Source organism: Novosphingobium sp. 18050 (assembly GCF_902706195.1).
GTDB lineage: Bacteria > Pseudomonadota > Alphaproteobacteria > Sphingomonadales > Sphingomonadaceae > Novosphingobium.
In genome coordinates this window covers 261,942-285,068 of record NZ_CACSJO010000003.1, presented here as the reverse complement: position 1 = coordinate 285,068, position 23,127 = coordinate 261,942, and the positions used below count along the sequence as shown (strand labels likewise).

The window sequence follows — 23,127 nt, the reverse complement described above, 5'->3', positions numbered from 1 at the left end:
GCGCCTTCAGGACAGCTGGCCGGCGATCATCGCGATGTGATCGGCGATGGGGCCAAGGGCGAGGCTGGGCAGGAACGTGAGGCCGCCAAGGATCAGGATCACCCCGATCAGCAGGCCGATCCACAAGGGGCCGGTGGTCGGGAAAGACCCTGAAGTGGCGGGCGTGTGGCGCTTGGCGGCAAGGCTGCCGGCGATGGCCAGCACGGGCACGATCACGAAGAACCGCCCGATCCACATCGCGGCGCCCAGCAGTCCGTTGTAGAACGGCGTGCCGGCCGAAAGCCCGGCAAAGGCCGACCCGTTGTTGCCCGCGCCCGAGGCGAAGGCGTAGAGGATTTCGGTGAAGCCGTGCGGGCCCTTGTTCAGCGGCCCTGCAAGGCCTGCGGGCAAGACGGCGCTCAGCGCGGTCAGGCCCAGGATGCACAGCGGCAGCACCGCGATGGCGAGGACGGCCAGCTTCACCTCGCGCGCCTCGATCTTCTTGCCGACGTATTCGGGGGTGCGCCCCACCATCAGCCCGGCGACGAAGACCGCCAGCAGTGCGAACAGCAGGAAGCCGTAGATACCCGCGCCCACGCCGCCGACGACCACCTCACCCAGCTGGATGTTGATGAGCGGAACCATGCCGCCCAGCGCCGTGAAGCTGTCATGCATGGCATTGACCGCGCCGCACGAAGCAGCGGTGGTGACGACCGAGAACAGGGCGCTGGCGGCAATGCCGAAGCGGACTTCCTTGCCCTCCATGTTGCCGCCGGGTGCGCCAAGCTGGTGCAGCACCGGGTTGCCCGCCGCTTCCTGCCAGTAGGCGACGGCGGTGCCGACAAGGAACAGCGCCATCATCGCGGCCAGGATTGCCCAGCCCTGCCGGGTATTGCCCACAGCCTTGCCGAAGCACCAGGTCATCCCTGCTCCCAGCGCGAAGATCGACAGCATCTGTACCAGATTGGTCAGCGCGGTGGGGTTTTCGAAGGGATGCGCGGAGTTGGCATTGAAGAAGCCGCCGCCATTGGTGCCCAGCATCTTGATCGCCTCCTGCGAGGCGACCGGGCCGAGCGCGATGGCCTGCTTTGCGCCTTCCAGCGTGGTCGTATCGACCATGGCGGAAAGCGTCTGTGGCACGCCGCTGGCGATCAGGAACAGGGCGTAGACGATGCAGGCGGGCAGCAGCAGGTACAGGGTGACGCGGGTGCAATCGGCCCAGAAATTGCCGACGGTCTTCGCCTCGCGCCGGGCGAAGCCGCGAAACAGTGCGAAAGCCACGGCAATGCCGGTCGCCGCCGAGAGGAAGTTGTGGATCGTCAGGCCCAGCATCTGGGACAGGTTGGAAAGCGCCGCCTCGCCCGAATACCACTGCCAGTTGGTGTTGGTGGTGAAGCTGACGGCGGTGTTGAAGGCTCCTTCCGCACCGATCCCGGCAAGGCCGCGCGGGTTCATCGGCAATAGGCCCTGAAGGCGCAGGACTGCATACGTGAAGACCAGCAGTGCAAGCTGGAACACGAGCATGTGCAGGGCATAGCGCAGCCAGTGCTGCTCTTCGTCGGGGTCGATGCCGCCGAGGCGGTAGAAGCTGCGCTCCACCGGGCCGAGGACGCGGTGCAGCGGCGTGGTGCGCCCTTCGTAAAGCGCGAAAAGCCACGCCCCCATGGGCTTGGCAAGCGCCACGACAAGCGCGGTGAACAGGAGGATGAGGCTCCAGCCCTGAATGGTCATGGCCTTGGTTTTCCTAGAACTTCTCGGGCCGCAGCAGCGCGGCGAGGAGATAGACGAGCAGGCCGAGCGCGGTCGCTCCGGCGAGGATGAGAGCCAAATCTGATGGATGTGTCATCGCTCACGCCTTCTCGCAGAGCCGCGCGAAGGCGAGGGTGAGCGCGAACAGCCCGGCGAGCACCGCCAGCCAGAGGAGATCGGTCATGAGCGGGAACCTCTTGTATGGGTGAACCAGTCCGTCAGCGGCACGTCGCGCAGCAAGCCCGGCCCCTCCATGCCAAGCATCAGCCCGGCGCAGAGCAGCACGACAACGCCGGCGCAGACGGCAAGATCGGCCGCGCCTGCGGGATGCGGCGCAGGCTGCATCGCCATGGCCCTGGCGGCGAGCGTCAGACGCCAGCATCCGGCGAGCAGGGCGAGGCCCAGTGCGCGCAGGGCTATCTCGGCGGGCCACCAGCGCTCACCCCGCCGCAGCGAGGCGAACTTCGAGCGAAAGAAAGGGGACATGTGCATGGTCGGGAATCCGTCGACTTGCGGGACGGACACCCAAATGGACCTTCAGCGCGTTAAGGTTCCACGGGGAATGGGGCCTTCGCCCATAAAGAAACCATAAAGTTCGTGGCGCTCCCGCGCGCGGGGCCGTATTTCGGTTTCATGAGCGATTCTGCCACGGGCCATGGTGTCCCCGCCATTGGTGCACCCTCGTCTGATGCCTCGCCGTCGGATGCCTCGCCGTCGGATGCCCCGCCTTCTGATGCCCCGCCTTCTGATGAAAGCCATCAGCGCGAAGGCCTTCCCGCGATGGCGCTGGGTGCCATCGGCGTCGTCTTCGGCGATATCGGCACTTCACCGCTCTATGCGATGAAGGAGAGCTTCGTGGGCCACCATCCGCTGGTGGTGGACAAGCCGCATATCTTCGGCGTCCTATCGCTGATCTTCTGGACGATGATGCTGATCGTCACGATCAAGTACGTCTTCATCATCCTGCGCGCCGACAACAAGGGCGAGGGCGGCAGTCTGGCACTGCTGGCGCTGATCCGGCGGGAACTGGGCGAAAATCGCCTGACCCCGCTGATCGCCGGCCTGGGCGTGATAGCCACGGCGCTGTTCTACGGCGATGCGATCATAACCCCCGCCATCTCGGTGCTGTCTGCGGTGGAGGGGCTGACCGTGGTGAACCCGGCCTTCGCCGACTGGGTGCTGCCGATCTCTACCGGCATCCTCATCGGCCTGTTCGCGATCCAGTCGCGCGGGACGGCGGCGATGGGCAAGCTGTTCGGGCCGGTGATGATCGTCTACTTCGCGGTCCTCGCGGTGCTGGGGGTGAACGGCATCCTGCAGCACCCCGGCATCCTTGCCGCGCTGAACCCGGTCCACGCGCTGCAATTTTTCCTGATCGACCCCAAGCTGGCCTTCCTGGCGCTGGGTTCGGTGGTACTGGCGGTGACGGGCGCAGAGGCGCTCTATGCCGACATGGGCCATTTCGGGCGCAAAGCGATCATGGTGTCGTGGCTCTACGTCGCGTTCCCATGTCTCATGCTCAACTACCTCGGCCAGGCCGCGCTGCTGCTGGGGAGCCCAGAGGCGGCGTCCAATCCGTTCTTCCTCATGGCCCCCGAATGGGCGCGCCTGCCGCTCGTCGCGCTGGCGACGATGGCAACGATCATTGCCAGCCAGGCCGTGATTTCGGGCGCCTATTCGGTATCGCAGCAGGCGGTGCAGCTGGGCTTCCTGCCGCGCCTCAAGATACTCCACACCAGCGCCCGCGCTGCAGGGCAGATCTACATTCCTCTGGTCAACTGGGGGCTGCTCATCATGGTGCTGCTGCTCGTCTTCGGTTTCGGCAGTTCGAGCAGTCTTGCCGCTGCTTACGGCATCGCGGTGACCGGGACGATGGTCATTACCGCCTGCCTGCTGGGCGTGCTGACATTCGCGGTGTGGAAGTGGAACCCGGTCGTTTCGGTGCTGCTGACGATGGCATTCCTGCTGGTTGATGCTCTTTACTTCGCCTCGAACGTGACCAAGATTCCCGACGGCGGCTGGTTCCCCCTGCTGGTCGCTGCGGTGGTCTTCCTGATGCTGACCACCTGGGCTACCGGCCGTCGCATCGTGCTGGAGCGCCTGCGCGAGGATTCGATCCCTTTCGACCTGTTCCTGAAGTCCGTGGGAGAGCGCGTGCGCCGCGTCGCCGGCACCTCGGTATTCCTCTCCTCCGCCGCCGAGGGAGTGCCGCACGCGCTGCTGCATAACCTCAAGCATAACCACATCCTGCACGAGCGGGTTGTGATCCTCACCGTCCAGACACTGGAAGTCCCCCACGTTTCCGCGCCGAAGCGCTGCAGCGTTGAGGATATGGGGCAGGGCTTCTACCGCGTGGTCCTGCGCCACGGTTTCATGGACGAGATCGACGTTCCCGCCGAACTCGCCGCCGAGCACCGTGCGGGCGGGCCTTTCCGGGCGATGGAAACCAGCTACTTCCTTTCACGCCAAACCCTGATCGCGTCCAGCCGACCGGGCATGGCGATCTGGCGCGAGAAGCTGTTCGCCTGGATGGTGCGCAATGCCCAGAGCGCGATGGAATTCTTCAAGCTGCCCACCAACCGCGTGATCGAACTGGGCAGCCAGCTGGAAATCTGACCTCCTTCCTCCCTGAAACGGGGAGGGGAGGAAGGGAGGTCAATGGACCGGCCAGAAGTGCATGATCAGCGGTGTACCCAGCACCAGCACCAGCAGCGATAGCGGCGCTCCCAACCGCGCATAGTCGCCGAAGCGGTAACCGCCCGGTCCCATCACCAGCGTATTGCACTGGTGGCCGATCGGGGTGAGGAAATCGCAGCCTGCCCCGATCGCCGTCGCCATCAGGAACGCATCCGGCCGATAGCCCAGGTCGCCCGCGAACACGGCCGAGATCGGCGCCATGACCAGCACCGTCGCGGCATTGTTGAGAAACGGCGTTACGGCCATCGATGCTGCCAGTACCAGCGCTACCGCCCCCCAGGGCGGCAGGTCCGACGCCAGCGCTGCCAGCTGCGTCGCCAGCACGTCCGAGGCACCCGTCGATTGCAGCGCGCCGCTGACCGGGATCAGTGCGCCCAGCATGATGAGGATCGGCCATTCCACCGCCTCGTAGGCATCGTCCACCGGCAGCGCGCCGGTGATGATCACCAGCCCTGCACCAGTGAAGAACGCAGCCGCGACCGGGACCAGCCCGGTTGCCGTCGCCAGCATCGCGGCGGCGAGAATCGCCACCGCCAGCCAGCCCTTGCGGGTCATGCCAAGGCTGATCTGGCGCTCTGCCAGCGGGAGCACGCCAAGCTGCCTGAGCCGTCCGGGCATCGCCGAGAGAATGCCCTGCAACACGATCACGTCGCCCGGCTGCATCACGATGCTGGCGGGTTTGTTACGCAGGCTCTCACCCTCGCGTGAGATCGCCACGAGCCTCAGGCCGAGCCGGTCGCGCAGCATCAGCCGCCCCGCCGAACTGCCCGCCAGCGCCGAGCGCGCGGTGACCACGCCCTCGATCACGCCCACATCGTCGCGGGGGTCTGCGGCCTTGTCGTCGCCCTCCTCCCCGTCGTCCTCGCCGTGCCCGCTCGGGTCGAGCTGCGAGGCGGCTACGGCGCGTTCCAGCGCATCGGGATCGCCCGCAAGGATCAGCACGTCATCGGCATCGATGACGAGATCGGGCCGCACATCGCCGGCCAGGCCGCGGCGCAGTACGGCGGTGACGTCGATCTCGCCGTCGTGCTCCTTCATGAAGGAGGCCACAGTATTGCCTACCACCGGCGATTGCTCGCGCACCCGTGCCTCGATGGTGTAGTCCGAGATGTTGAGCGCCTCGCCCATGGTTGCCGCCGCGCGCCGGTCGGCGGGAAGAAGCCAGTAGAACAGGCGCAGGAAGATCAGGCCGATCACCAGCAGGCCAAGGCCGGTCGGCAGGTAATCGAACATGGTGAAGGGCTCACCGATCATCTGCTCGCGCACGCGGCTGACGATGATGTTGGGCGATGTGCCGACCAGCGTGGTCAGCCCGCCCAGCAGCGCCGCGAAGGACATCGGCATAAGGAAACGCGAAGGGTTGGTCCCGCTCTTGCGACCCAGTTGTCCGGCAGCGGGCATCAGCATCGCCAGCGCTCCGATGTTCTTGATAAGGCCCGAGGCGATGCCGACGGAGGCGGTCAGCACCAGTAGCTGCGACCCGGTACGCTTGAGGTATTGCCCAGCCCAGGCCACTGCCTTTTCGACCAGCCCGGACCGCTGCACCGCTGCCGAAAGCACCAGCGCGGAAGCTACGATGATGACGATATCGTCGGAAAAGCCCAGGAATGCCTTCTCCGGTGTGACCAGCCCCAGTGCCATGGCGACGAGCAGGGCAATCACTGCCGTCACGTCATAGCGGAACCTGCCCCAGATGAAGAGCGCCATCATGCCCGCCAGAACGGCGATGGACAGCCATTGGTGAAAATTCATCAAGCCTCGAATGACAGGGGAAAATGCAGTTCAATCGACGGGAAATGCACGGCAAGCCGCCCGGTGCCGGGCACGGTATAATATCGTTCACATCTTCGGGCATTGACGGGAGCGCGAAAACGCAGCAATAGCGCCGCCATCGCGAAAGCGGGCGGTTAGCTCAGTTGGTAGAGCATCTCGTTTACACGGCGACCGTCTAACGGGCCGTAACCCGCACAATCTCTAGGCTTTCTTCTTCACCTGTTCCGCTTGGTCGGGACTATGTCGGGACTCGCTTGCTTCGAGCGCGTTTCTGACGTCGTCGTCAAGGACGTGTGCGTAGCGCAGCGTGGTTTCGATGCGCTTGTGCTTTAGGGCTTCCTTGGCGGCCGCCAGCGAGCCGGTGGCGCGCACGATGCGGGTGCCGCGCGTGTGGCGTAGATCGTGGATGCGGAAGTTCTCGACACCGGCGGCAGTGCGCGCCTGGGCGAACGGCTTGCGCAATGCGGTCGGTGTCAGGGGGTAGCGCTTGCCCTTGCGGCGCGCGCCCCGGCTTTTCTGGCAAACGTAGGTGAAAACGAACGGCACAATCTCGTCGTTCTCGTCCTTGCTCTGCGGTTGCCGGGCGATGATCTCGACAAGAGCGGTGGTCAGCGGGCGGGTGACGATGTCGCCTCCCTTGATCCGCGTGACGGCGACCTTGCGGGGGATGTTGACATCGGCCCAGCACAGACCCAGCACTTCGCCGCGCCGCCATCCGGATTTGAGCAGGAAGTCGACGGCATCGATCACATCGTTGCGCATCGCCAGCAGCAGCTTGTCCTCTTCTAGGAGTTGCAGTTCGCGCGGGGGTGATGCGGGAACCTTGAGCCGTAGCTGCTTCCAGTCGGGCATTTCACCGATGTCATATTTCGTGCCTTGGGCACGGCGCCAGACGGCTCGGGCGTTCTCGATCTCGCGGTTGATGGACGCGCTCGACCGGCCGTCGCGGCGGCGCGCGAAGAATATCTGCAACTCGCGCTGGGTGATCTCCGAAAGGAGCTTGTTGCCGCCCAGCCCCGAGATCAATTCCGCGATCAGATACTTGATGGTGGGCCAGCTGGGCAGAAGTTCGGCGTGGTCCTGGTAAAGGCTGGCCGCCTGATCGAGCGTGATCGGAGGGCGTTGAAGATCAGGGTTCGCGGCGCGATGGCGTTCCCGGCGCTCAAACGCCTCGGCGGCGCGCTTCGTGTCGCAGCCGGTGGATCCATAGAACCGCCGGCCCCGGAACTGGAAATCGTAATGGTAGTGCGGCTTGCCTTTGGGCTTGTAGACGGTCACGCGATCACCGGCGCCGGTTGCGCTCCGTGAACGGCACGATTTCGCCGCCCTTGCGAGAGGGTAGCGATATGCGGCGGGTAGGCTCCTTGAGCGGGCAATTCGGCTGAACCTGACGTAAACGTTCGATATACGATTCGAGATCCGCCATGGTGTAACGGATGGAGCGCCCGATCAACACGTAGTGCAGAAGGCCCGAGTGTCGAGCCTTCCGTAGCGTGCGAGTGCATACCTGCAGGCGCAAAGCCGCCTCGGCCTCAGTAAGAAGAAGCGGCTCCCGATTCATGGCCCGACCTTATGATCGCACGGTTCCTGCGCAAAGCCCGCATGATCGACGTACCCGGTGTCGTCACATCGCCGGCACTCAAAAGTCCGTCTGCGATTGCGACTGCGCAAGTCGAGCTGACGGGCAGCGGTCTGACTGATGCTCGACGTTATGCGGTTGAAGTGGCGAAGACTGATCAGATGGTGGGCGTAGAGCGCTTCCGCGCACAGGCGCATACGCTCTGCCACCGACTGGTCGATCCAGTCCTTGGCGGGTTCGAGGTATAAGAACCTCATCGATTGTCTCCTTTCGCACCTGACAGGGCGATGACGATGATGAATGGGATCGCGATCACGGCGGCCACTACGAATGCGGCTCGCGCGGCGATCTTGATGACGCGTTGTATGCGGAGGTCACGGCGCGTAGGCGGAACGCAGCGGCGGCAATTGCACCCGATCCCGTGGACGGCGTCGGTGGGCTGGCGGCGCATGATCAGTCGATCCCCAGCGCGTTCTTGTAGGTATCAACGATCATGTCCATTTCGCGGCGATCGTCGGGCTGCATACGGCGCAGCTTCACGATAACCTTCATGACCTTGGTGTCGTAGCCGACGGCTTTCGCCTCGCTGTAGACATCGCGAATATCGTCGCTGATGCCCTTCTTTTCTTCTTCCAGGCGCTCGACGCGCTCGATCAGCAGGCGAAGGCGGTCTTCGGTGGAATTCGTCTCGGACATGGGACTTCCTTGGGTCAGGCGGCGCGCTGGCTGGCGCGGGCGGTATGGGAATGGGGCTGGGTGTTCGCGGGCCGGGGCTTGAACTTCGCCCGCTTGATCTGTTCGCAGAGGGTGCAGATTTCCGGATTTGCGGCGGACCACGCGCAATCGAAGCCCTCGGCATCGAGTTGGTGGGACCATTCGTCCCAACCGCATGCGAGGCAAAGGCGCGGGTGCGTGTCGGGCGGGGTGTCGCAAAGCTGGCGGTAGACCGTCAGGTTCAGGCGGAATGACCGCGACATGTCCCATAGGCGCTTCACCCGAAAGCCGACCGTCTCGATCTGGCTCATGTTGCGTTCGACATCGGCGCGGTGTTCGGGGCGGTGCCAGAAGGGCTTCGACGCATCCTCAATCGAGAGGCCAGCAGAGAGGCGCCGCATCTGGATATAGTCCCAGGGCATCACGACGGGCGCGAGCGGTTCGGGCGCAGCGGCAGGATCGTCCAGCATGGACAGAAGCGAGGGAACGGTACGCATGGTTCGTCCTTTCGATTTCAGGATTTGCGGTCGCCAGCGGCGCGGTTGCTGTCCTTGAAGATCCAGCAGCGCACGGCGCCGACGTTGTCGTTTCGGGAATTGACCGGGCACACTTCGATGAAGCGGCGGTTTTTCGAGGTTTTCAGCGCCCGGATGAGTTCGGCGTGGGTGGGCAGTGCCAGGCGCTTGTCAGCGCAGCGGGCCTCCATCTCGTTCAAGCGGACGGCGATCAGGCCTTCGTCGTGGCGGCGATGATGGTTGATGTGACCGGACAGCCCCGACGCATCCTCGTTTTCCTCGAGGTAATCGAAGCGTTCCCAGAACAGGCTGACGACAGGGTCTTCGCTGTTGATCGCCGTCTGGCGCGTGGTGGCCATTTCGACGATGAAGCGGGCCGTCGCGGCCTGCTGATCATCGCTGAGCGGCACTATGGTACGGATCGCATCAAGGAAGGCGAGCAGCTGGCCGTGCGTCTTGGCGAGGCGGTTGGTGCGGATCGCCGGCAGCGCCAGCAGTTCGGCTTCGTACTGCGCGAAAGCCTGGCGGAACCGGGCCATGATCTCGGTCTCGCGCTTCGCCGCGTGGACGATGAAGCCGGATATCTTCTCGATCGGCCATTGCTCCAGACGCTCTGCCGCCGCCTTCGTGTCGGCCGACCAGCCCGCCATGTCGAAGCCAAGCGACATGATGCGTTCCAGCACCGCGCGTGAGGCGTTCACAGGTTCGTTCTGTTCGATGATGATGGCGCCCCGGAACGGCGGCTCGAATGTTTCCATCCCGCCGTTCCTCACGCCGCGCGACCGCACCGACCGGCCGTTGTAGGCGGTTTTCAGTTCCTCCCATTCGAACCGCTTGGAATGGGTGGCCTCTTCGCGCCGGTCGCCCTCGATCAGGACGACGGGCAGGTTGCCCACCTTCCCGAGGTTGCGGGCCATTGCTGCCGGCGTGGCCTTGGCAGGGTCGAACCCTTCGTAATTTTCGCGGCCGAGCTGCTTCCACAGGAACTCGACCAGCGTGGTCTTACCGGTGCCGGGCAGGCCGTGCATTTCGAGGAAAGGGAAGCTCTTCATCTCGCCGCGCACCTGTTCCGCGAACAGGGAGGCGAAGTAGAAGGTCAGGCAGACGATGCCTTTGGGACCGTACGCGGTCCACAGATACGGGAGCCAGCTGACGTCCAGGTGGTCGGGATCATAGTCGATATCGAGAAGCTTTTCAGACGTGCCCAGTTTGAGGGCTTTCTTGCCGATCTGGAAAAACTCGTTCTCGTTTGGCTTGTAGACCCGGCCACCAAAGACGGCGATCGGGCCGAAGATGTAGGCCTGCGATTCCCGGTCGTAGCCCGTGAAGCCCAGCGGGCGCACATCGGGCAGATCCGGCGTCTGCTGCTGCAGGATGCGGGTCAACTGGTGGGCGTTGCCGGTCCAGACGCCGCCGAAAGCGAACAGACGGTCCTCGAAGTTCGAGGCCTTGCGCAGCTGGGCGGCGGTGAAATCGCCCTTGGCTGAAGGACGCTTGCCGCTCGGATAGGTGATGTTGAGGAAGAACTTCGTCTCGTCTGTCGCCTCGTCACGCTGGCGGTAGAGGACGCGGAAGGCGCAGTTGGCGATTTCTTCGACCGACAGGGCCTCGCGGGAGGCTTCCTCGCGGATCGTCGCCTCCTCGTCCTTGTCGATTTCCTTCAATTCACGGGTGCGGCCCCGGCGGTACTCGTCAATCTTCTCCTGCACGATCGAGATGTCGATCGAACACCAGTACGTCCGGTTGCCGAAGGTGAAATTGAAGCTGTTCCACCGGTGCTTATCCCAGATCAGGAACGCCTTTTCCTGCGCTGTCGCAGCGAGCAGCACCCGGCCGTGCCACAGGTATTCGGCCCGGTGCGTCTCGCCTAAGCGGTCGAAGACGAGTAGGTCGTTCCAGTCGAGTTCCTTGCCGTTTTCGTCCTCGCCCATCGGCTGCGCGGCAGTGGCATCCCAGCCCTCGCCGCGCGCCTTCTCGACGTATTCCCGGCTCGCCTTCGTGCCGGCGGCGCCGACGTCGAACGCGAACACGATCTTGGGTTTGCGGAACGGCGTGTCGGAGGCTGCGATGTGGGTGCGCAAATGCTTGAGGAATTCGGCCGGGTAGTTGTTGCTCGACATGGTCGACGCGGCGCGCTGACCGGCCTGCTCCAGCGCCCAGGCGTTGAAGATGCCTTCGGCAAACCAGATGCTGGGCGCGTTGGCCATGTCCTCGATCGACACGTCTGGACGCTGCCAGGCCTGCCCCTTGTAGGTTTTGCCGTAAGCGAAGCGGGCCTTGCGATCGAACCGGCCGGGTTGGTCGATCAGGCGTTCCCACCAGCTGCCGCCGGGCAGCGGGAAGCGCACGGTAGCCGAGCCGATCTTGCGGGCTTCGTCGTGGAAGTACTCCTGCGAGTACGCATCGCGCATACCGAGCAGGTTGAGCCTGCGCGCATCACTCAGGTACGCGTCGGCGGCGGCGGCAGGGTTCTCGGGCGTCTTCTTGAAGCGGTTCGACCACGTATCGAAGATCTCGGGATAAAGGTCGCGGGACGAGCCTTCCCAGCCACACTTGTTGGTGCGTTCGCACTTGAGCACCCACGGGCTTTGCTCATGGGTGAAAACCGAAGCCTCGTTGCAGTCCGGGCACTTACCCTGACGCAGCCAAGTGCCGGTTTCCTTTTTCCATTTGAAATCGGCCTTGAGCAGCGGGATCAAGGCGCGGCGGATATCGTCCCGCATGTCCATCGGTCAGGCTCCGATCTGCAGGACGCGGTCAGCCGCCACGCGCGCCTGATCAGCGCCGTGCTGCCAGAACATGTGGCGCTTCGACGCGCGGCTGTAGGGATTGGCGGCAGGGCGCTCGCCGCGGAACTTCTCCGCGACCACAGCGTCGCGGCCTTCGCGGACGATCTCACTGGAGCGGATCATGCCGGTGTCATCCACCAGACCAGCACGAACACCTCCAGCATGGCAGGCGTCATGAAGGCGAGGCGCAGGAGATCGCGCTGCACTTCGGCCGGGGCTTCGCGCCACACGGCGCGCCATGCGGCGAACAGAGTTGGTGTTGAGGCCGGCCGCTGGCGGGGCTGCTGGAGCGCCGCGCTGAACTGGCTATGGTTTGGGAGATGCATTGAGGGCTCCGGTGAGTAGGCAAAGCTGGGGCGTTCCCGGAAGCGAGCCGGGTTCGAAATCATCAGGATCAGAAGGTCAGTTCGGCGCGGCCGTCAGTTCAGGTGACGGTCGCGCTCGATTCCGGTTCGTCGGGGGGACCATCATCGTTGGCTGCACGGTCGTTCGCGGCTTCGCGCCACGTCGTCATCGGCAGCTTGTGGAGCGGCGCCGGAAACCGGCTCGGCTTCGTGGTCCGCGTCGCCATCATTTCGACGACGAACACATGGCCACACGCATCCGGGTTGCGGCATGCGTAGTAGAGTTCGCGAAACAGCAGGCTTTTCTTGCCTACCGTCTGCGCAAATGCCCTGCCCCCGCAGGCCGGGCAGTTGACGTGCGGGAGTTGAACCCGTTGACCGCGCATTACTTGATCACCCCATTGGCTTCACGCCCGGCCCCATGGCCGGGCAGAAGTGCTTTCAGACGGCCGAGGAGGCGCGGAACAACCGCGTCAGCTTCTTCGGTCTCAAGGATGGCGGCCTGAATCATCGCAGGCGAAGCGCCCGGCGCGAGGGCCTGAATGCAGCGGCCGACAGCTTCGCCGGTTTCGCGGGAGAACAGAGCAACGTCTTCTGCCAGGGCAGCGCGGCAGGCGACGGCGTCGACCATCGCCACGTCCAGTTGCAGGCCGTAGCAAGCCAGGATCGGCCCATGATCGCCGCCGGCCTCGATAAAGGCGCGGTCCAGGGCGATAGCCTGATCGAGGGTGGGCGTTCCATGGCGGTCGCTTTCGCTCCAGTGGCGCACGGTGCGCACAGAACGGCGCGTTACCTTGGCGGCAGCTTTCCAACCGATCGCGCCAGCAACGGTCGTGATCGCGAGGGAGAATGACAGGGGTGTGCGGAGCTTCGTCATCAGGCGACGTCTTTCCGTTGCGCTTTCGCCGGATGATCGCAAACGACGGGGTCCACCTTTGTGGTTAGGACTGGCCCACACTCTTCGGTGTAGTCAGGTTCCTCGATCACAAGGGAAAGCGGGTAGATGTCGGGGCGGTAAGTGTGGGGCGAGATGCCCGTTGCCGCAGACATTGGCAGCACATGTTCTGCGGGAAGCCGCTTTCCGCTTTGCAGCCATTTCCAGACAGCTGTTTGAGAAACCTTGCATATGCGAGCCGTAGCCGACTGTCCGCCAGCAATCGCAACGCCGTGCTGCAATGCCTCAAATGGGGTGACTACCTTGTCCATGAGATCGAACTACAACCTTCGCTATAGACTGGTCAATAGGAATTGTATGATTTCGGAATATGACCAAAGTTGTAGAGTGCGAGCATGATCAACGCCGAGCGTGTCGCCGAACGAATGAAGGCTATGGGCTATTCTCAGTCCTCGCTTGCGCGCGCTGTAGGCGTCAGTCAGGCGACAATCGGCAAGATCGTCACCGGGCATTCGTCGGGGTCGAGCTACCTCCATAAGATTGCCCGCCTGCTGCAAACTACGGCGGCTTATCTTGAAGGTGAGGTTGACGACCCTGCGGAAGACGCGTTCATCCCGCCGTCACCCGAAGAGATCGCTGCGCAGATGGGATTGGTGAAGGTCGAGGAAATCGATCTTTCTCTCGGGATGGGCGCTGGCTTTCTTGACGGATCGCACGTCGAAAGGGTTGCGCGCTGGATTCCGGAAGAATGGGTTAGTAACTTCACCCACACGTCGGGCGCGCAACTGTCCATCGTCAAGCCGATGGGGGACAGTATGTACCCGACCATCAACGACCGCGACATCGTACTGATCGACCGATCGCAGCGCACCTTCGACCGGCAGGAAGGAATTTGGGCGCTGGACTTCGGCGGTTTCGGCACGATCAAGCGCGTGCGCGTGATGCCGGACGGCAGATACAAGCTGATGGCTGACAACGCCCAGGTGCCGGAGGAGATTGTCGACCCGAGCGACGTCTACATCATCGGCCGCGTGGCCGGGGTATTCCGCAGAACCTGAGCCGAGCGATGACTACCCCGCCATCAATGTCGCTTGCGGTTGTAGGCGCTGCTTTTCCCAATGCTGACGGTTCCAATCGGCAGTTCGAAACGCTGCTGTGCCAAGCCGGCGAGCCGGTCACGCTGGTGCCCGAGCCCCGCAACAAGAATGACCCGCATGCCATCGCGGTTTTTTCCATCCGTGATGTGCAGATCGGCTACATCAGTGCTGAGCGCGCACCCCGCTTGGGGGCGCTCATCTCAAGTTTCGATGCCCAGGCTGTGTTCCAGCGAAAGGCTGATTTCGGTGCTTGGATCCGCGTATCGTTTGACGGAGCAGCACCCCAGCTGACAGGCGCCATGCTGGTTGAGCCGGATGATCCAGACGTTCCTCTGTTCGATCCCGAGCCAGATTTCTATCCAGATGAGATTTGGCCGGATGATTAGAACATGCGGGACGCTCGACGGAGATGGTTAAGGTACCACTTCTTCCCCATTGGGATGGACAATTCGTAAGCCGCTAAAGAAGTGCCGAAAATCTTTTGGATTTGCGGTGACAAGAGGGATATCTAAAGATCGCGCGGCCGCACCAATGAAAAAATCAGGGAGTACGTTCAACTTAGGGCCTCCGTCTTTTTTCTTGTATTTATGAAACCTTTTAGCGGCGTCGAATAATGCGCCGTCGTCGCGCTCAGCCCTTTCGAGACCAAACTGTTGAATGATAGCGTCGACATCCTCCCGAGCGTTCATTCCCACCGAAACCTCGGCATAGATCACATCGCTAATTACGATCGGCCCTTCTGCCTGCCGAGCGGTAAACTCGGACATAGACCAAGCATGATTTGGTTCCTGCGGGTCCGACAACGCGATAACAGCGCTGGTGTCAAAGAAAGCTGTCATTCGCCCCTCGTCAACTTGTGCAATTGTTCAGCAGTCAGCCGAGGTACGACCCCTTGTTGACTAAGATTAGTAATCGCTTGTGTCGCCCTATCGCGCACGAAATCCTCCGGGTTGAAAGCTTCCAAGTCGCTTGCCCAGATGATTTGAAAACCAACCGCCTGCGCGAGAGGAGCGCATTCTCTAGGAATGGTTTTGAGAATTCTGGGGTTGGTCGGGTGTAGCGCGCCTTGAGGTCTGGGATCATTTGGTGCCGCCGCAACATAGTCTGGTATTATAACCGATATGCGATCTTTAACGCTGTCGGGGTCGAATCGCCGCTTGCCGCCACATATTTGGTAGAGCGACAGCAAATGAGCCATCGCAAAGGATTTTTCTGTAGTTTTGGGACCGGCGAGTTCTGCAAACTTCGACTGCAGCAGGAGTGAGGGCAGTTCGGACGCAGATGTGTTGTCGCCGTCGAGTTCTCGATCTGCAATCAAACGGTCGATTGCAAGAAAAAGAGCATCAACCCACCATCTATTTATTCTGATTGAGGCGAGGCCTTCAAGCCCCCCTGTTTTATAAAGATAATTCAGATTAGTAGCTACTTTGCGGGTTGTTTCTGCCTGAAACTTGCCGCTGCCCGACAAATACTTTTCAATGTCAGTCGCGGAAACGTTTGCGGTATCCCATTGAAGCTCCTCAGCTAGCCTATCGGCAATGTAAGCTCGGGCCCACAAAGCCGGGTAGCGCTGACCCGCTTGTGCACCCTTCCAACTCCCAACCATGCTTAGGTTGAATGCAAACAGCGCGAGTTTGTCGAAACGTTCACTATGAGGCGCAGTCAAAGCCTGAAAAATCAGTTCATCGACCGCAAGGTAACTCTTACCTTCCTTAACAGAATTGAAGAGGAAAAAGTTTAAAGGTATGAAATCTGGCCTGCCTAAATTTGCTACACGGGCACGATATTCGTCTCGCAGCACGGGCTTCAACTCACCGTTGAAGCCCACGTTGATGCTTTCGTGTAACCTACGAAGACCTTGCCCTTTGCCCCACGAAAAATTCTTCGTGAAGCTACCCGGTAGCCAAGGCCCGTTGAATATTGGCATTCTAGGCCTCGTTATGGAAGCACAGCGGAAAGACGCTTATCCGTCGCAGAATTGTGGGAGTAAGTATCCCAAGTAGGCTCATAGCTATCATCAGCCTGATTCCCCCAAGTTGTCCATCCGGGACGGACCCCGCGCGCAAACATCTCAAGGAACGGACCTGAACTGCAACGTTCGATAAGGTCGTACTGCTCGTCGGGCTTTCGCGAATGCTCCCGCTTACGGGTGCCGAGGTAATTTACCTGACTCCGTCCAGGGGCAAGTGTACGTGCATTCTTGCCCCGCACACCAAACAGCAGCAACTCTGTGACATTTCGAAAATAAAAGCCCACACCGCGACCATCGCTGCCACCATCTTTTCGAAGCTTGTGCCAAACAATGTTAGACTTATACTGAAATCCCCATGCTTGCATCACGGCCAGCCCATCCGGAAGCAGCGCGTTAGGGACCCAAAGGTAGAGATGCGCTGTAGGTGCCAGTTGTTCTTGAACAGGCAGCGCGCAAATCTCATCTACGCTCATGGTTTCGTAGCGGGCAAGCCGACGGTGTTCTGGCGCGACCTTTCCCGTTCGATTTATGAACCGCCACGGCGGGTCGGCAAGAACCGTCCCAAACCGTTTACCCGCAAGCTCCTTCTGGAATTCCAAGATCGGACTTGGTGAGGGATTGGTCATTATCGGCCTCCTGATGCCGGATTATCTGTAAGTTTGGTCTTCTCGTAGTGCTGCCAAACCTCAACGAACAATTCGTTGGGTTCCAAGCCTTGCATGGCTGCAAAGGTCTTGAACCTGCGCTTCACCGAGGCAGGGATGCGAACCTGTAAAGGTTCCTTCTCTTCCTGATTGGGCCGGCGGGCCCTGCTCGCTACGATACCGGGCAACTTGTGCTGCATGCCCGCATGCCTGCATGCATGCATGCGCAATGTCAATCGTCAGACGAGTGCGCCCCTACTTCCATTCGCAAGTCGGTCTTGAAACCACCGCTCTTATCTAGGCGGTGAGTGACTTCCGAAACTAGCCATGTGCCATCGATCATTGGCTTGTACCCGGCAACCTTAACGCTCGCTTCAGGGTACGCATCGGCCCGGCCGAGCGCGAGCGTTATCTCGAACGTCGCCGGTGCGCGCTTTAAACGGGCGTTCTCTGCCGCCGCAGCGCGCTTCGCCGATGCTTCGTCGGAGTAGACCTTGCGCAGCTTCTTTGCCCCCTCCGCCTTCCCTTCCGTCACCGTCTGCTGTTTTGCTGCTTTGCGGTCGTGCCATTTGGCGGTGACGCCGCCTTGCCCGTCTCGTTTCTGGCGCTGCCAGTTGTGGCCATCGCCGTCGCGGCGGCGGATCGTCAGCGTGGGGAGCGGGCGGCCATCGCTGGTCTGCCCGCCGCCTTTCGGGGCGAAGATCAGGTGCTTGTCCTTGATCGTGGCGACCGCGTCGTTCTGGCGCCCCAGGCGGCGCAGGAACGCGACGTCGCTTTCCCGGCTCTGCGTGGCGCTCGGCAGCGCGATCGATGCCAGAGCAGGCGCGATCCGGGGGGTGAGGCCGTTGCGCCCCGCCACCTCCGTCAGGACAGCGCCCAGCGTCGTGTTCGTCCAGCTGTGCGCGCGGCGGTTGCGGATCTCGCTGGTGAAGTCTGCGGCGCGGGCGCGGATGGTGATCTGATCGGGTGGGCCGCTGTGGCTGACATCGTCGACCTTGAAGCTGCCCTTGTCGATCAGGCCCGGCGTGACGTCGCGGCCCTGCTTCCAGCCCAGTTGCAGGCGCAGCACGGCGCCCTCCGGCGGGATGGCCAGCATGCCGTCGTGATCGCTCAGGACGATGTCCAGCTGGTCGGCCTCGTCCCCGCGCTTTTCCGAGAGGGTGAGCGAGATCAGGCGCGGGCGCAGGCGGTCGGACATATCCACGCCTTCCAGCGTCACGCGCCAGTCGGGGATGTTGTTCACGGCCGGGGTCATGCCGAGGCCTGCTCTGCAGCGGCGGCGGCCGGATCATCCACGCCCAGCAGATCGATGCCGAAGTCGATGCGGCGCGGGGTGCCGTCCGCCATCAGGTAGGCCTGCCGTTCGTCGATCGCGGTGATGACGAAGTTGCCGTAGACCCGGCCGCTGCCCGAGACGAGCGGCCATGCTTCGCCCTCGTCTGCCATTGCGCGCAGATCGTCGAGCGAGACGATGCCGTCCGAAAGTTCGAGGTAGACCGCGCCGGAAAGGCTGATCGCCTCGTCGCCGGGGCCGACGTACTGCGTGGCGTCGCGGGCGCCGATGCGCGGGGAGCGGGCATGGCGCCAGTCCATCTTGCGCTGCAGTTCGTCGAAGGGAAGCGAGCCGAGTTCGAAGAGGAACATGCCCAGGGCCATCAGATGCATCGGTCAGGCTCCATCATCGCCAAAGGCGCGCCCACGTTTTTCCCGCTCGATTTGCTCCATGGCCCTGCGCACGACATCTGCGATGTCCTGCGGATCTCCGGTGACGCCGTGGAAGTGCAAGTTGTATGTCGCGGGCGCTGCACCGGCGGCCGAGGCAGGCGCGGCACTGCCGGCGGACTGCGCCGATGCCGGCATCGCGGCGGCCATCGCCGCGCCGCCCGCGCCGATTGCAAGGGCGCGGGTCATCTGCCCCGCCAGTTCGTTGATGCGCGCGATCGGTCCAGGTGCATTGGCGGCGAGCCCCTGATCGAGGCCACCCATGACATGCCCGCCGATCTCTGCGAAAACCCGCGAAGGAGAATGGATGCCGAGTATCTTGCGGATCTTGTCGGGGATCATGTCGCCGACCGTAGAGAGGATCAGGCCAAGGCCGGGAATCATAGCCTTTATGCCGCCGATCAGGCCCTGAATCATCCAACGGCCGATGTCCGCCATGTTGAGGGAGCGGAGATAATCGAGCGCAGGCTTGAAGGCGCTCATCAGCATGCCGAGCGGGTTGAAATTCAGGAAGTAGAATTTGATCGCGGAGAAGATGCCCGCCATGATCGCAGGCCAGTTACCCCAATTTTCGTAGAGCCAGTAGGAAACCGCTGCGAGCGCGGCGATGCCGGCGACCACGGCAGCGGCAATGCCGATTAGTGGAAGCAAGCCAATGCCGAGCGCGGTCGCCGCTGCGCCCAGCACGGCGATCGGCGCCACGATGCCAGCGAGGACGATCGCGCCGCCGCCCAGGATGAGGAACAGGGCTGCGAACGCTGCGGCGCCGACTGCGAGCGCACGCACCAGCTGCGGGTGGCGCTCTGCAATGCCGGCAAGCCGGTTGCCCCAGCGCGACAGGGTTTCCGAGCCCGAGGCGATCAACGGCAGCAGCTGGTTGCCGATCGTGATGGAGAGGTCTTTGCTCTCAACGCTCAGGTGCTTCACCTTCTCCGCACTGTCGTTCATGCGGTCGGCGAAGTCGGTGTTCACCGTGCCGTTTGCGGCCATGGCATCGGCGCGGATGGACTGATATTCCGCGAAGGCGGACATCAGCGGGCGCAGGGCCTGCTGGACCTGCATGTCCCCGAACAGGGCGGAGAGCTTCGACTGGTCACCGCCGGTGGCCTGCTGCGTGAGGCGCACGATTTCCTCGATCGGGCTGCGGCTTTCGGCAGCGGCCTTTTTCATCGCCTTCGGGATGTCGATGCCGAATTCCGCGAAGTTCTTCACCGTATCCTCGGAATTGATCTTCGACAGCAGGTTCTGGAGGTTGTTGGCGGCGGTGGACGCATCGCCCGCGCCCTTGCGCGTGATCTGAAGCGCAGCAGCCAGATCGGCGACGGCCGGCACGCCTTTCCCGCCCAGGCTCTGCATGCTGGCCGTCAGCGCCGGGAAGTACTGCGCCATATCCTTGACTTCGAACGCGCCGCGCTTGCCCGCCTGCGCCATGACATCGAGCGCCTTGCCGGTTTCGTCGATCGAGACCTTAAGGTTGTCGTGCGCGGCGAACGTCGCCTTGCCCAGATCGTCGATCTCGGCCTTGTAGGCGGTGGCGGCGCGGCCGATCGGCGTCATCATGTTCACCGCTTCGCGCGCGCCAAGACCGAAGCCCGTCAGGGTGTCCACGCCCTTCTGTAGGTCTGCCGGCATCTGATTGACCAGCAAAGCGGTCTTGCGCATGTCCAGGCCCATCGAATAGCCCGCATTACGCGCCTGATCGACCTTCTGGTTGATGTCCGTCATCACCGATTCGAACTGCATGGCATCTTCCGCCGCGCCTTCCAGCGGACGGGCGATGACCATGCCGGTGCCGATCGCGGCGGCGCCGCCGGCAGCGAGGCCGGTTGCAGTGCCCTGGACGCGGGAGAAGCGATCACGCGCATCGGCAAAACGCTGGGCGCGCTGGGTGACCTCCTGCAAGCGCCGATCCTGATCACGCAGACTTTCCGTCGTCTGGCGCACCTGATCGCGCAGGCGGCGCTCCCCGGAGACGAGATCGCGCGTGGAGATGCCTGCGGCCGACAGTCGCGTGCGCAGGTCTTGCAGCCGGGTCGACTGCTGGCGATGCTCGCTGGTCAGGCGTTCGGATTCGCGGCGGGCCTGCTCGAATTCCCGCCGCATGGTTCGGGTGGGATTGGCGGCCTGCCCCATCGCGCGGCCCAGCTGCGAGGTGCGCGCCTGCGCTTCCTGCATCCGGCGTTCGAGATCGCGGGCGCCGCCGCGCAGCTGCCGGAATTCGGCGATGTCCGCCTGTGCGCGCTCCAGCCCTTTGAGCTGGTCTCGGGTAGCGCGCAGGGTCTGCGCCAAGCGTGATGAGCCGGCGGCGGCATCGCGCATGGGCCGGGTGAGGCGGTCAGCGCCTTCCATCAGCACACGAATTCGCAGATTTCTGTCCGACATTACCGCTTCCCGCTACTTTCAGGGGATTGCGAGCGCTTTCGCGCCCGTTCGCGCCAGCCCATCAGTTCAGAGACGGGCATGGGGTCCATGGCGGCGGGCGGCCAGTGAAACACCGCCGCCACGTCCGCCATCGCATCGTCTACGAATGCTGGGAGAGCCCCGCCTTGGCGCCCTTCGGCAGCAAAAAATCCATGACCTCGGTAGCGAACTGCGTCAGGTCGGCCGGGTGCAGCGCGGCGACATCCTGTTTGGAAAGGATGGGCACGGTGATACGCGGCAGGACGATCTCCAGCGCATCGTAGTTCAGGTTGAGCAGGGCGTTGAGGTTGGTGCCGCGCAGTTCGCCGGAGCGCGGCGTGCGGACCTGAACGGTGCCGATCGTCTCTTCCCCGCGCTTGAATGGCTGATCGAGAGTGACGGTGCGCAGTTCGGGGGTGTTGGCTTCGGACACGGTAAATCTCCAGTTCCGGGGGCAGGCCCCGCATTCGTGCTATCGGGTAGGAAAGCGGCCCGGCGCGCGGCCGGGCCGGGTTGCTCAGTAGATGCCGAGGAGGGCGCGGCGCTCGGCCAGCAGATCGATGCCGTTTACGACTTCGATCATGTTGAGCGGGTCGATCTCGATTTCCGTGCGGCCGTTCCAGATCAGCTTGTAGTAGGCGACGGCCATCGTGGTCTTGAACTCGGACGCCTCGCCCACTTCCTGATCGCCCATCTCGATCTCGGTGAAGCGGCCGCGCACGATGACCTCGATGTGGTCGATGTCAGCGGTGTCGTCCGACTGGTAGTTGCCGGCGAAGCGGATGTAGACGCCGTCGACCGTGGGGGTTCCCCACTGGCGCAGCACCTGCCGCATGGGGCCGCCGCAGGTGAACGAAATCTCCATCGCCTCCATGCCCATGTCCATGCTGACTTCGCCGCTCATCCCGGCGCCGCGATAGCCCTCGGTCTTGCGGGTGAGCGTGGGCAGCCCCACCGTCTTGGCATCGCCCTGATAGGCGAGGCCTTCGTTGAACATCATCTGGTCTTTAAGGGTGCGGGGCATTGCCATGGCTGGCTCCTATGATCGTGAAGGGTGCGGGACGGGCAGGGTGCCCGTCAGACGTCCTGCGCCAGCTGGGCCGAGAAATCGGCGAAGTAGCTATCGGTGATGCGCTGGTTGAAGCCGAGGTCTTCGAGCGGCGGCGGCACGGTGTAGTCGTAGTCGATACGCAGCTTGCCGGCCTTGAGGCTGGTGATGTCGTTGTTCGCCTCGTCAAACCAGCAGTTGAAGCCCAGCAGAACGCCCGACGCCTTCAGCTTGCGGCCAAGGCCGTTGATGGTCTCGATGATGTCCTTGGCCAGGCTGGGCGTCAGCGGCTTGTCGTTCGCCCACTGCATGCCCTGCACGATCGTGTCGGTCAGCAGCTGGGCGACGCGCACGGTGCCTTCGAACACGAACGCGCTGTCAGGCTCGGCCGTGGTTCGGTTGCCCCAGAAGATGAAACCGGCATCGCTGCGCACGAGCGCGGTGATTTCCGAGGCATTGAGCAGACCCGCCTCGGTGGACTGGTCCTCGATATCCCAGCGGATCGGGGTGCTGACGCCGACAACGCCGACCACAGCGACGTTCGAAAGCGACTTATGCGGGCCGGTCTGTTCGTCGATCAGGGCGCGCAGGCCCATGGCGCGGGCAGCGGCGTAGCTGGTGACGTTCGCGCTGGTGGCGGTGTCCCAGGCGAGGAAGTCCGGCGCCAGCAGCATCAGTTCGCGCGCGCTGAAATTCTCGCGGTATTCGATCATGTCGGGAATGGTCGCGCCGATCGCGCGGGCATAGGCGAAGCCGCGCAGCTTCTGGGCCACCACGACAAGAGCGGTCGTAACCGCCTGCGTTTCGAGGCCGGGCGTGCCGAGGATCTTCGGCTTCACGCCCAGCAGCGACTTGGCATCCAGCAGCGCCTGCATCCCTGTCTTCACGCCTTCGGCGGTGACAGTACCGATGACGGCGCTGGCGGTTTCCGCGTCCGTCTCGCCCTCTTCCACGCGCACCACGACGAGGATGGGCCGGGTGTGATCAGCGATTGCCCGCAGGGACGTGGCGAGCGTGCCCGCGATACCGGCCTTGCCGATGGCGGTTTCCACGTCGGTGACCAGCACGGGCCTGTCGAGGGGGAAGGTGGCGGCATCTGCGTCCGACGCGGTCGCGACGAGGCCGATGATAGACGTGGAGATCGCCGTCAGCGTGCGGGCGCCTTCGTTGATCTCGGTGACGGTGATTCCATGCTTGAAGGCCATACGTT

The 23,127-nt window shown here is 63.1% G+C and carries 28 protein-coding genes; 3 read left to right on the top strand and 25 right to left on the bottom strand.

Annotated elements, in window-relative coordinates; translation table 11 throughout:
* Nucleotides 1–6: 6 nt before the first annotated feature.
* From kdpA to GVL61_RS05630, 3 genes are all read right to left on the bottom strand, one after another.
* Nucleotides 7–1,710, bottom strand: coding sequence for a potassium-transporting ATPase subunit KdpA (kdpA, locus tag GVL61_RS05640; RefSeq protein WP_159977841.1), 1,704 nt, complete (start codon nt 1,708–1,710; stop codon nt 7–9).
* Between the two features lie 13 nt (nt 1,711–1,723).
* Complete coding sequence (gene kdpF / locus GVL61_RS05635; protein ID WP_043973685.1) at nt 1,724–1,825, bottom strand: K(+)-transporting ATPase subunit F; 102 nt, start codon at nt 1,823–1,825, stop codon at nt 1,724–1,726.
* 83 nt (nt 1,826–1,908) lie between these two features.
* Nucleotides 1,909–2,220, bottom strand: coding sequence for a hypothetical protein (locus tag GVL61_RS05630; RefSeq protein ID WP_159977839.1), 312 nt, complete (start codon nt 2,218–2,220; stop codon nt 1,909–1,911).
* Nucleotides 2,221–2,508: 288 nt separating this feature from the next.
* Here GVL61_RS05630 and GVL61_RS05625 point away from each other — a divergent pair, with 288 nt between their 5' ends.
* Complete coding sequence (locus GVL61_RS05625; RefSeq protein ID WP_159977925.1) at nt 2,509–4,344, top strand: potassium transporter Kup; 1,836 nt, start codon at nt 2,509–2,511, stop codon at nt 4,342–4,344.
* Nucleotides 4,345–4,383: 39 nt separating this feature from the next.
* On the opposite strand, the gene GVL61_RS05620 is transcribed toward GVL61_RS05625, so the two are convergent.
* From GVL61_RS05620 to GVL61_RS05565, 12 genes are all read right to left on the bottom strand, one after another.
* Entirely contained in the window at nt 4,384–6,177 is a 1,794-nt protein-coding gene (locus GVL61_RS05620) for an SLC13 family permease (RefSeq protein WP_159977837.1), read from the bottom strand.
* Between the two features lie 222 nt (nt 6,178–6,399).
* Entirely contained in the window at nt 6,400–7,476 is a 1,077-nt protein-coding gene (locus GVL61_RS05615) for a site-specific integrase (RefSeq protein WP_159977835.1), read from the bottom strand.
* Between the two features lie 4 nt (nt 7,477–7,480).
* Nucleotides 7,481–7,759, bottom strand: a complete 279-nt coding sequence (locus tag GVL61_RS25375; RefSeq protein ID WP_159977833.1) for a helix-turn-helix domain-containing protein — start codon at nt 7,757–7,759, stop codon at nt 7,481–7,483.
* Nucleotides 7,756–8,034, bottom strand: coding sequence for a hypothetical protein (locus GVL61_RS05605; protein WP_159977831.1), 279 nt, complete (start codon nt 8,032–8,034; stop codon nt 7,756–7,758). Before GVL61_RS05605 ends, GVL61_RS25375 begins: the two co-directional genes overlap by 4 nt.
* Nucleotides 8,035–8,230: 196 nt before the next feature.
* On the bottom strand, nt 8,231–8,473 hold the full coding sequence (locus GVL61_RS05600) for a DUF2312 domain-containing protein (RefSeq protein ID WP_159977829.1): 243 nt from the start codon (nt 8,471–8,473) through the stop codon (nt 8,231–8,233).
* Between the two features lie 14 nt (nt 8,474–8,487).
* On the bottom strand, nt 8,488–8,988 hold the full coding sequence (locus tag GVL61_RS05595) for a hypothetical protein (protein WP_159977827.1): 501 nt from the start codon (nt 8,986–8,988) through the stop codon (nt 8,488–8,490).
* A gap of 17 nt (nt 8,989–9,005) precedes the next feature.
* Entirely contained in the window at nt 9,006–11,735 is a 2,730-nt protein-coding gene (locus GVL61_RS05590; protein WP_235037536.1) for a toprim domain-containing protein, read from the bottom strand.
* Between the two features lie 3 nt (nt 11,736–11,738).
* Complete coding sequence (locus GVL61_RS05585) at nt 11,739–11,918, bottom strand: hypothetical protein (protein ID WP_159977825.1); 180 nt, start codon at nt 11,916–11,918, stop codon at nt 11,739–11,741.
* Nucleotides 11,915–12,121 carry a hypothetical protein gene (locus GVL61_RS05580; protein ID WP_159977823.1) on the bottom strand — a complete coding sequence of 69 codons (207 nt, stop codon included), beginning with the start codon at nt 12,119–12,121 and terminating at the stop codon, nt 11,915–11,917. Before GVL61_RS05580 ends, GVL61_RS05585 begins: the two co-directional genes overlap by 4 nt.
* Before the next feature lie 98 nt (nt 12,122–12,219).
* Nucleotides 12,220–12,525, bottom strand: coding sequence for an ogr/Delta-like zinc finger family protein (locus GVL61_RS05575; RefSeq protein WP_159977821.1), 306 nt, complete (start codon nt 12,523–12,525; stop codon nt 12,220–12,222).
* On the bottom strand, nt 12,525–13,016 hold the full coding sequence (locus GVL61_RS05570; RefSeq protein WP_159977819.1) for a hypothetical protein: 492 nt from the start codon (nt 13,014–13,016) through the stop codon (nt 12,525–12,527). Before GVL61_RS05570 ends, GVL61_RS05575 begins: the two co-directional genes overlap by 1 nt.
* Nucleotides 13,016–13,345, bottom strand: coding sequence for a YdaS family helix-turn-helix protein (locus tag GVL61_RS05565; RefSeq protein ID WP_159977817.1), 330 nt, complete (start codon nt 13,343–13,345; stop codon nt 13,016–13,018). The genes GVL61_RS05570 and GVL61_RS05565 overlap by 1 nt, the downstream gene beginning before the upstream one ends.
* Before the next feature lie 84 nt (nt 13,346–13,429).
* Here GVL61_RS05565 and GVL61_RS05560 point away from each other — a divergent pair, with 84 nt between their 5' ends.
* Together GVL61_RS05560 and GVL61_RS05555 are read left to right on the top strand one after the other, a co-directional pair.
* Complete coding sequence (locus tag GVL61_RS05560) at nt 13,430–14,092, top strand: S24 family peptidase (RefSeq protein ID WP_159977815.1); 663 nt, start codon at nt 13,430–13,432, stop codon at nt 14,090–14,092.
* 8 nt (nt 14,093–14,100) lie between these two features.
* The gene (locus GVL61_RS05555; RefSeq protein WP_235037535.1) at nt 14,101–14,517 is read left to right on the top strand and encodes an HIRAN domain-containing protein; all 417 of its coding nucleotides are present in this window, start codon (nt 14,101–14,103) and stop codon (nt 14,515–14,517) included.
* A 27-nt stretch (nt 14,518–14,544) separates the two neighbouring features.
* On the opposite strand, the gene GVL61_RS05550 is transcribed toward GVL61_RS05555, so the two are convergent.
* The 10 genes from GVL61_RS05550 to GVL61_RS05505 all read right to left on the bottom strand — a co-directional run bounded on the left by GVL61_RS05550 (nt 14,545) and on the right by GVL61_RS05505 (nt 23,122).
* Nucleotides 14,545–14,970, bottom strand: coding sequence for a type II toxin-antitoxin system VapC family toxin (locus tag GVL61_RS05550; protein WP_159977813.1), 426 nt, complete (start codon nt 14,968–14,970; stop codon nt 14,545–14,547).
* Nucleotides 14,967–16,058, bottom strand: coding sequence for a hypothetical protein (locus GVL61_RS05545; RefSeq protein ID WP_159977811.1), 1,092 nt, complete (start codon nt 16,056–16,058; stop codon nt 14,967–14,969). Before GVL61_RS05545 ends, GVL61_RS05550 begins: the two co-directional genes overlap by 4 nt.
* 11 nt (nt 16,059–16,069) lie before the next feature.
* Nucleotides 16,070–16,729 carry an MT-A70 family methyltransferase gene (locus tag GVL61_RS05540; RefSeq protein WP_159977809.1) on the bottom strand — a complete coding sequence of 220 codons (660 nt, stop codon included), beginning with the start codon at nt 16,727–16,729 and terminating at the stop codon, nt 16,070–16,072.
* 250 nt (nt 16,730–16,979) lie between these two features.
* Nucleotides 16,980–18,002, bottom strand: coding sequence for a contractile injection system protein, VgrG/Pvc8 family (locus GVL61_RS05535; protein WP_159977807.1), 1,023 nt, complete (start codon nt 18,000–18,002; stop codon nt 16,980–16,982).
* Nucleotides 17,999–18,412 (bottom strand): phage tail protein, encoded by a 414-nt coding sequence (locus GVL61_RS05530; RefSeq protein WP_159977805.1) that lies wholly within the window; start codon nt 18,410–18,412, stop codon nt 17,999–18,001. Before GVL61_RS05530 ends, GVL61_RS05535 begins: the two co-directional genes overlap by 4 nt.
* Nucleotides 18,413–18,415: 3 nt before the next feature.
* Nucleotides 18,416–20,851, bottom strand: coding sequence for a phage tail tape measure protein (locus tag GVL61_RS05525; RefSeq protein ID WP_159977803.1), 2,436 nt, complete (start codon nt 20,849–20,851; stop codon nt 18,416–18,418).
* Nucleotides 20,851–20,982, bottom strand: coding sequence for a GpE family phage tail protein (locus GVL61_RS05520; RefSeq protein WP_159977801.1), 132 nt, complete (start codon nt 20,980–20,982; stop codon nt 20,851–20,853). The genes GVL61_RS05525 and GVL61_RS05520 overlap by 1 nt, the downstream gene beginning before the upstream one ends.
* A gap of 8 nt (nt 20,983–20,990) precedes the next feature.
* Complete coding sequence (locus tag GVL61_RS05515; protein ID WP_159977799.1) at nt 20,991–21,302, bottom strand: phage tail assembly protein; 312 nt, start codon at nt 21,300–21,302, stop codon at nt 20,991–20,993.
* An 84-nt stretch (nt 21,303–21,386) separates the two neighbouring features.
* A complete protein-coding gene (locus GVL61_RS05510; RefSeq protein WP_159977797.1) occupies nt 21,387–21,899 on the bottom strand; it encodes a phage major tail tube protein in 513 nt (170 codons plus the stop codon).
* A gap of 47 nt (nt 21,900–21,946) precedes the next feature.
* Nucleotides 21,947–23,122, bottom strand: a complete 1,176-nt coding sequence (locus GVL61_RS05505; RefSeq protein WP_159977795.1) for a phage tail sheath subtilisin-like domain-containing protein — start codon at nt 23,120–23,122, stop codon at nt 21,947–21,949.
* Nucleotides 23,123–23,127 lie beyond the last annotated feature (5 nt).